The organism is Microcoleus sp., assembly GCF_049646505.1.
GTDB lineage: Bacteria > Cyanobacteriota > Cyanobacteriia > Cyanobacteriales > Microcoleaceae > Microcoleus.
The window spans coordinates 1-8,487 of record NZ_JBARVX010000601.1; the positions used below are offsets into that span (position 1 = coordinate 1).

An 8,487-nucleotide genomic window follows, 5' to 3' on the forward strand; every position below is an offset into this window, starting at 1 on the left:
ACAAATAACAAATAACAAATAACAAATAACAAATAACAAATAACAAATAACAAATAACAAATAACAAATAACAAATAACAAATAACAAATAACAAATAACTAAATATAGCTGCTAGCTTGACGGGTGAACATGGAACAGTAAATTCCGTTTGATGCGATCAATTCGTCGTGACTTCCTATTTCGGCTATTTTACCATTTTCCATGACGGCGATGCGATCGGCAATTTTGGCCAATCCCAATCTGTGGCTGATGACAATCGTTGTTTTCCCGACGGCGATTTGGCGGAAGATGCTGTAAATTTCGTGTTCTGTCTTGGGGTCTAGGGCGGCGGTTGGTTCGTCAAAAATTAGGACTTCGGCTGTAGAAAGCCGCATGAGGGCGCGGGCGATCGCAATTCTTTGCCACTGTCCCCCGGATAAGTCGATGCCGTCTTCTAATTGTTTGCCTAAAGGTGTTTCTAAACCTTGCTCTAAACTGTTGATTTTAGCTGCAATTCCTGCTTCGGCAACGGCTTCGTTAATTGCGGTGTCATCCGACAGGGAAAGCAAGTCGCCGAAACCGACGTTTTCGCGGACTGTGGAGGGGAAACGGGCGTAATCTTGCATGACAACTGCTATGCGCGATCGCACGTATGATAGGGAGTACGATCGCAAATCTTTGCCGTTCCAGGCGATCGAACCTTCACTCGGATCGTACAATCTGCCGAGCAATTTGCCAAGGGTGGTTTTACCCGCGCCATTTTCACCCACAAAAACTAGCATTTCACCCGGATTAATGGTTAAGTTGATATCTGCGATCGTGTTTTTAGTGCTACCGGGATAGCCAAAAGATAAATCCTTAATCTCGATACCAATTTTATCCTTTGTGGCACGGGCATCTTGCCCGCTATCTGGCAATGGACTTGTGGCACGGGCATCTTGCCCGTGACCTGGTAAGCTAGGCAAACGAGATGCCACATCCCCAAGCGGAGACTGCAACTCTGGTTTCATATCCAACAGTTGAAAAATCGGACTCACACCTAGAGCAATATCGTACAAATTAGTGTAATTATTAATCAGTAATTCTAAACTGTTTTCTACTTGAACAATCAAACCAGAATATAGCGCCAAATCTCCCAAAGTATAGCGCCCTCCCAAAGCTCCCATTACCACATAAACGAAGGGCAAAGCTACTCCTATTCTACTAAGAATAGACCACAACAGTACAATAATTGCTCCCTTTTTTCTGATTGCCTGCATCTCGCTAAAAAACTGCACGAACTGACCTTGCCAGCGTTTGAGCCAAAGTTCTTGCAAGCCAAACAAACGCAATTCTTTAGCGTATTCTTCGCCAGTCAACACTCTAGCAGACAAGTTCATTTCGCGAGTAATTTTAGCTTGCTTTTTTTGAACTCTCCAGATGAGTTTCGTATATTTTCTTTCGATGTAAATTGAGGGAATTGATGAAAGTAATATCAGCAGGGGTACCCACCAAGCTATCGCAGCAGCAAGGCTTACAGATGGAATAAATATAAAAATTCCCGTGATGGTCATGCTGATGGTGAATGCTAGTTGCTGTATTCTGGATACTCCGGTTTTGGCTAGTTCTACAATATTTAAGAGTTCTGGGTTTTCAAACAGGGCGATATCGTCGAAATTGGCAACTTTTTCCAGAACTTTTCCTTCAACTGCGCCTTGAAGGCGATCGCGCAAAGATGTTACTGTAAAAGAACTCATTGTATCGATGGAGTCGCCAACTAATTTGAGAATTAAGACTCCGGCAATACTCCACAGCAACATTGGCTGGGAAAGCATTAAAGCTAAGGGCTGTGCTGTTTGGGTTTGCGACAGCAGGCGAGATACTTCGTCAATGATTAATTTATTTAAGAACAGCACGGCAGATGGGGCAGCACCGCGAATGATATTGAGTAATATTAAATTGCGGAGTTCAATGGGTGCGGCTTTGATTATCAGGCCCAAGCTGCGCTGCAAAGCTTGGACTGTGGTAATTTTAATGGGTTGCATTATTTGTGGGTAGGTGTCAGGTCTAGTCATCCCCGGACGGTAGATTATAGATCAATACGGTTTACTTAAGACGATCCCCCCTAACCCCCCTTAAAAAGGGGGGGACAAGAATGCTCTCAAAGTCCCCCTTCTTAAGGGGGATTTAGGGGGATCTCCGGGGGATAAATATGTTAAGTGAACCGTATTGGATTATAGATGATGATTTGATTAATTGTATTTGGCGATCGCATAATTTGTCTTTCTTGATCCTCAATTTTCCCAGGTTGGTTGAAAATTTACGATCGCATTCATAGCTCGTTCTAAGCTGGGGGAATTAGTCTGTGCTGACGCAACTTGCCAATTTCGATCGACAAACTGGATCAGTTGACCGTTGTAGTCTTTACCAATTTTTGCGGTACTATTGCGATCGGGGACGATACCCTCCCGCAGTTCTCGCTTCTTTGACTTTTTAGCCAGATTGATTAAAAGCTGTTTGGGGTCGGAAACTTTATCTACATCAGCAGGAATCAAGTCTACTGAAATACCCAGAAATTCAGCAAATCCCTCCCGATGTGCTAGCAACCACGCTTCGACTTCTTTAACCGCAATCCGAAACAGCAGATTAGGATGTTTTGGTTGAGTTAACCACTCCGAAAGAATTACTAGCGGGCATTCTGCATTATCCAAATCAGTTAACACTAAGTATGGCATTCCCTTTGCCGCATGATTTAATCCAGAAATCACCTTTTTAATTTTGCCATATCCTCTCTGATTCAAGCAATTTCCAACTGAAAAGGGACGTTGAGACTGTTTGAGCATTTGTTTGAGAACGGCTTCACTCAGTACATCCTCAAACACTAGATTGATGGGAATATCCGTCATTTGAATAAACTGAGTAGTTCGATCGCGGGCGGTGCTGTGAGAGGAAGTGCAGCATCCGCTATACTTAAACCTCCTTCTAGTAGCATTTTTATTTGTGCGTTACTTGAGGCAAGTTTTACTTGAGTTCCTTCAGGAGTCGGTGTCATTAGCAAGACTTCTTCGCCGCCAATGCCTTTGTCTGAGAGCAAATCGGCACTGTGGGTACTGAGAATAACCTGTCGCTTTCTCGGACGCTGAAGGCGATAAATCAGAGACGGTAGATTGCTAACAATCGCCGAATTTAAAGAGAGTTCTGGTTCTTCTAGTAACAATAATGTATCGGTTTCTAACAGCGACCAGAGTAAACCAATTAACCGTAATGTTCCGTCCGAAAATTGGTCTTCCCGTTGTTTTCCCGCTCCGGGCCGCCAATGTTCGTAAACAACTTCTAAATGGGGAACTCCCATTACATCTTTAGTATCCGTGAGGTTTTTTAATTGCGGGACAGCCAACTTTAAAGCATCTTCAATTTTTCTCAATCGCGCTCTTCTGGTTTTTTCGGGAGTTTTAGCGACTCGTTCTAAAAAAGTTCTCCCAAAAGGATCTTCGGAAAGTCCAGGGGTAGCAAAAGCTTCGGGATGGCGAACTAATTGAGGGATTAAATGTAAATATAAAATCGATTCTAAAAATTTAGCAATTTCTCTGAATTCGGCATTGGCATTAATTTGCTCTAGATAAGTCTGGGTGAGACGCAGCTCATCTTTTTCATCTTCTGGAGTAGGGCGATCGATAATTTTTTTGTCACCCTTCCAAACTCGTTCGTAGGCAACAATTGCCTCATTTTTCCCACCTTTTTTCTGTTTGATTCCCAGCCCATACCTCCATAATGGCTGTTGGGAATTAGATTCTGAAAGGTGAATTTCTATTTCTACATCTGGATACCGACGCGCATAAAGACTGCGAATTTTTGAGACGCCGCCTCGATCGATCGCAGCTTTTTGCAATCCGCCTCCTGCTTTCGCCAAATCCCGCAAAAAGCGGAATGAATCGAGAAAGTTGGATTTACCGCAGGCATTCGGGCCTACTATAAAAATGCGATCGCGCAAATCAACATTCACTGACTGAAAATTGCGCCAATTTTTCAGCTCTATATGGGAGATAATCATTATTTTAACCTAATCCAGAAATACTTAATCATAGAGTTGATTTTTACAGCATTTTATAGAGAATCAAAATTGTCAGGATTGATTATTAAGTAGTGGGCTTTCAAAAAGAGCAAGATATGGTTCGTAACGGTACAGTCTATTGCGTTGCCAACCTGTGACTTCGTTAAGTAAACCAATTTCTACAAATTTATCGACTATTTTACCAGCGGTTGCGTAAGTACATTGTAGTTCATTTTCTACTAAACGAATATTCACGATCGGACGCTGGAAAAGTAAATCTAGTAAGCGCAGTCCATAACTGCTGCTGGAAATTTGCTGACCGATGATTTCGCGGTGTTTTTCGCGCATTTCGAGAATAGAACGGGCTGTTGCTGTTGCTGACTGGCTGACTTCAAAAATACCTTGTAAAAAAAACTTTAACCATCCTTCCCAATCTCCATGAGTGCGAATTGCCATCAGGCGATCGTAATACTCTATTCTGTGAAATTTTAGATAATGACTGAGGTATAGCAAAGGCTTTTGCAGGATTCCTTGCTGACAAAGCAAAAAAGTAATTAACAATCGTCCAATTCGTCCGTTTCCATCTAAAAATGGGTGTATTGTTTCAAATTGAGCGTGAGCTAATCCGCAATGAATCAGTACAGGTAAAGAATTGGTATCGTGCAAAAAATTTTCTAGATTATCTAGATTTTGGTGCATTTGGGCCACTGTTGGAGGTACAAAAGCAGCAGTAGCCAAGTCACATCCTTGAGGACCAATCCAATTTTGACTTTTCCGAAATTCTCCGGGCGTGCGATCGCTTCCTCGCACGTCTTTGAGCAATTCTGCGTGAATTTCTCGCAGCAAGCGCAGACACAGTGGAAATTCTTGAAGCCGCTTTAAACCGTAGTTCATGGCGTTAACGTAGTTAACAACCTCTTGCACATCTTTAAAGCGTTCTTGACCTTTGACATCAATTTCATATTGAAGTACGTCCTCTAGGGTGCTTTGCGTCCCTTCAATTTGCGAGCTAAGAACGGCTTCCTGACGGACGTACATCGCTACAAATAGGTCAGGATTGGGCAAAATACAGGTAGCACCGTCGAGTCTTCCCAAAGCGCGATCGGCATCGGAAAGCAAGCGGTTGAGTGCGCCGTCCATTTTAATCGGTGGCTTTGGCGGGAGTGGGGCTGGAATGAAGGCGCTGTATCCTTCGATTTGTTGGACGTATCGACCAGATCGCATCATTTGGTGGCTCAGGGACAAAGGTTGAGGTTTTGCTATCTTATGTTATTCCAGTGAAATAAGATTACCGGATTTGATTTTTATTATACTAAAATTAATTTTAGTATAATAAAAATGAGGCAACAAGCCAACTCTTCGGTAATGCTAGAGAGATTATGGTTGCGATCGGATAATTTTCAAACTTTCAATCCCGCAATTTTCCACGATTTTGAGAGCAACGGACTGATAGTTACCGATTTCAAAACGTAACGAGACAGTCCCTGGATCGGACTAAATTCGATCCTCATCAATTTCAGCTTTAGATTCCGGGCTAAGCGCTACCAATCGTGCTTGCGGGAATCACAGGCTCAGATCTTTTCCGGTTGCATCGGAATGATGTTAACTGTTAACTGTTAACAGTCAACAGTCAACAGTCAACAGTGAATTTACTATTCCGATGAAGAGAGGATTTGATATCACATCTTTTCCATGATACGATCGCCCTTTCCACCTCAAACTCTACCAGATCGAGCGATCGCCCTGAATCAAAATCCCACCATAGCATAAACCGCTTTATGCCAAAATTATCCAAATGTCAAACGCCGCGCCGCACCGTCATCCCTAAATTGCTGTTCCCCAACGCCAACAACTTCCACAGTAACTTCGCGTTCAGAAATCGCAAATTCTCCCTCCCGCGCCGCAATTTCAACTATCACTTTTTCAGCCTCAAAATACACCTGGTAATTAGTCGCAGCCCAGACACCTTGTTCGTGCTCAAAACTGTCTCCGTCGTCCTCATAAAGCGTCCATTCACCAGTTCCGGGCCAAATTCGCATTTTCAATGAATCAAGCTGTTGTTCGCTGACAAATTGCTGCACGGGCGCGATCGCAATTATTCCCCCGCCCCGCACGTAAAGCGGCATTTTCTCCAAAGGCGCATCAGCCAAAATGTGCATCGGGCCCTGATAGCATTCGCCAGTCCACCAATCAAACCAAGTACCCTCCGGCAAATACACGGCGCGGTGCTCAACTCCCGGCCGGTAAACGGGTGCAGCCATCAGCGACGGGCCGAGTAACACTTGATCGTAAAGGTGATAAGTTGTGCGATCGCGCGGAAAGTGATAAAGTAACGGTCGCAAAATCGGCGTGCCCGTCGTTGCAGCTTCCCAAAACAACGTATAAATGTAAGGCAACAACTGATAGCGCAAATTGATATATTCGCGGCAAATTTGTTCAGTGCGAGATCCAAAAACCCACGGTTCGTGCTGCGCCGTACTCATCGCCGAATGACCGCGCATCAAGGGATACAGCATCCCCACCTGCATCCACCGGGCGAACATTTCGGCGGTTGCATTCCCCGCAAAACCGCCGATGTCGCAACCGACAAACGCTACGCCGGAAAGCCCCATATTGCAAAGCATCGGTAGCGACATTTCCAAGTGCTCCCACTGCGATTGATTGTCGCCCATCCACACGGAAGAGTAGCGCTGTACGCCCGCAAATCCCGATCGCGTCAGCACAAAAGATCGATCGCCCCGCAACTTCTGCAACCCCTCCGCACAAGCTTTCGCCATCATCAACCCGTACAAATTATGCGTTTGGGCGTGAGTCGCGCGATCGTCATCCGGGCCCTGGGGCGCATCCAGCGGAAACCAAATGTGATCGCCGCCGTCGCCAAAAGGACGTTCGGCGATCGCAGGTTCGTTCATGTCGTTCCAAATCCCCGCAACCCCAATATCTGTCAGGGTTTTGTGCAATTCGCCCCACCACTGGCGCACCTCCGGCCGCATGAAATCGGGAAATACCGATTTATCCGGCCAAACGTAGCCGTGGAAAAGCTTTCCGTCTGCGGTGCGGACGAAATAGTCGTTTTCTACACCGCGATCGAATATTTCATAATCTGCTTCCGGTTCGTACTTGACACCGGGATCGATAATTGTGACAACCTTGAAACCTGCTGCTTTCAAATCTGCGATCAGTTTCGCGGGATCGGGGAAACGCTTCGGGCTCCAAGTGAAAACGCGGTAGCCGCGCATATAGTCGATGTCGAGGTGGATGACATCGCAGGGAATGCTGCGATCGCGAAATTCCTGCGCCAACTCCCGCACAACGTCCTCTGATTCGTAGCTCCAGCGGCATTGGTGGTATCCCAGCGCCCATTTTGGCGCGAGCGGCATCCGGCCGGTTAACTGGGTGTAGGTGGCGAGAATTTGGGCGGGTTCCGGGCCGTAGATGATGTAGTAGTCGAGTTCCGTGTCTCTGGTTTCCATCCGCAAAACTCCCGGTTTTTCGGCGCCGATGTCGAACTGACTCCAAAATGTGGTGTTGAAAAAGATGCCGTAGGCGCGATCGGGATTCAGGGCGATGTAAAATGCGATCGCCTGGTACATTTCGTCGGTGAGGGAATTGTAGTCTAGCGCGTCGGTTGTCCAGTTTGTCTTGACTTCGGAGAGTTTGTCGAGAAAGCCGGTGCGCTGGCCGAAACCGTAGAAGTGTTCGTCGGCTTCGATGCGCTTCCAGCCTGCGGTTGCACCCGCGCGCCATCCCATATTGCGATCGCAGTCGCTAGCAAAGGGTTTTCCCGATTTGTCGAAGCATTCGATTGCAGCGGGCGATCGCTTGACAGAAACTAATATTTGTGCTGTTTCTATTTCGATTTTTTCGTCGGTTTCTCGCACTTCAAAGGGTACAATTTCCCACTGTTCGTCGGGGAGAGTTACTGAGTGCGATCGTTCTTTAAATTCGCCCGTTGGGGACATTCGCACTCGGACTAAATTGGGGGCGAGGATGCTGATGTTTAGGGAAGTTTCGCCGCAGTTGAAGTGAATTGTGCGCTCGGTTCGAGCGATCGATTGTACGGAGTCGATGGTTGACCAAGGCTGTTCTGTGGTTTGGAGTTTTCCGAAGTATTGCGGCATGGGTAGTTTGAGATTGCGGTTTCTAACTATAATGGCAGTTTAGAAAGAAAATGCGCTCTCTCTGAGGTTATAAGCAGTCATGGTAAATGCAACGAACAGATAGATTTTGTGTTATACTAAAAACGTGTCTCAGGAAAATAACTATGACCGCTTTAGTACAACAATTCCTAAACACCTTCGATCGCCTACCAGACTCAGAGCGGCTGGAAGTGGCGTTAGAAATTTTGAAACGAGTCATTCATTTAGACTTGCCACCTTTGTCTGACGATGATTTAGTTCTGAATGCTGAAGAAATTTTTTTAGAGTTAGATCGAGAAGAATCGGCTTATGAGTAGTCCCAATCGCGGAGAGGTTTG

The 8,487-nt window shown here is 45.6% G+C and carries 6 protein-coding genes; 1 reads left to right on the top strand and 5 read right to left on the bottom strand.

Annotation, left to right across the window (positions count from 1 at the left end):
- Window positions 1-99 precede the first annotated feature (99 nt).
- The 5 genes from WBA89_RS28180 to WBA89_RS28200 form a co-directional block, all read right to left on the bottom strand.
- Window positions 100-2,004 carry an ABC transporter ATP-binding protein gene (locus tag WBA89_RS28180; RefSeq protein ID WP_424410932.1) on the bottom strand — a complete coding sequence of 635 codons (1,905 nt, stop codon included), beginning with the start codon at window positions 2,002-2,004 and terminating at the stop codon, window positions 100-102.
- Window positions 2,005-2,253: 249 nt separating this feature from the next.
- Window positions 2,254-2,865 carry a hypothetical protein gene (locus WBA89_RS28185; RefSeq protein ID WP_333377603.1) on the bottom strand — a complete coding sequence of 204 codons (612 nt, stop codon included), beginning with the start codon at window positions 2,863-2,865 and terminating at the stop codon, window positions 2,254-2,256.
- The gene (locus tag WBA89_RS28190) at window positions 2,862-4,010 is read right to left on the bottom strand and encodes an AAA family ATPase (RefSeq protein WP_424410933.1); all 1,149 of its coding nucleotides are present in this window, start codon (window positions 4,008-4,010) and stop codon (window positions 2,862-2,864) included. Before WBA89_RS28190 ends, WBA89_RS28185 begins: the two co-directional genes overlap by 4 nt.
- 72 nt (window positions 4,011-4,082) lie before the next feature.
- The gene (locus WBA89_RS28195; protein ID WP_424410934.1) at window positions 4,083-5,237 is read right to left on the bottom strand and encodes a Fic family protein; all 1,155 of its coding nucleotides are present in this window, start codon (window positions 5,235-5,237) and stop codon (window positions 4,083-4,085) included.
- A gap of 560 nt (window positions 5,238-5,797) precedes the next feature.
- Entirely contained in the window at window positions 5,798-8,131 is a 2,334-nt protein-coding gene (locus WBA89_RS28200; RefSeq protein ID WP_424410935.1) for a glycoside hydrolase family 31 protein, read from the bottom strand.
- Window positions 8,132-8,274: 143 nt separating this feature from the next.
- Between WBA89_RS28200 and WBA89_RS28205 the strand changes: the two genes are divergently transcribed.
- The gene (locus WBA89_RS28205) at window positions 8,275-8,466 is read left to right on the top strand and encodes a hypothetical protein (protein WP_194012076.1); all 192 of its coding nucleotides are present in this window, start codon (window positions 8,275-8,277) and stop codon (window positions 8,464-8,466) included.
- The last annotated feature ends 21 nt before the right edge of the window (window positions 8,467-8,487 follow it).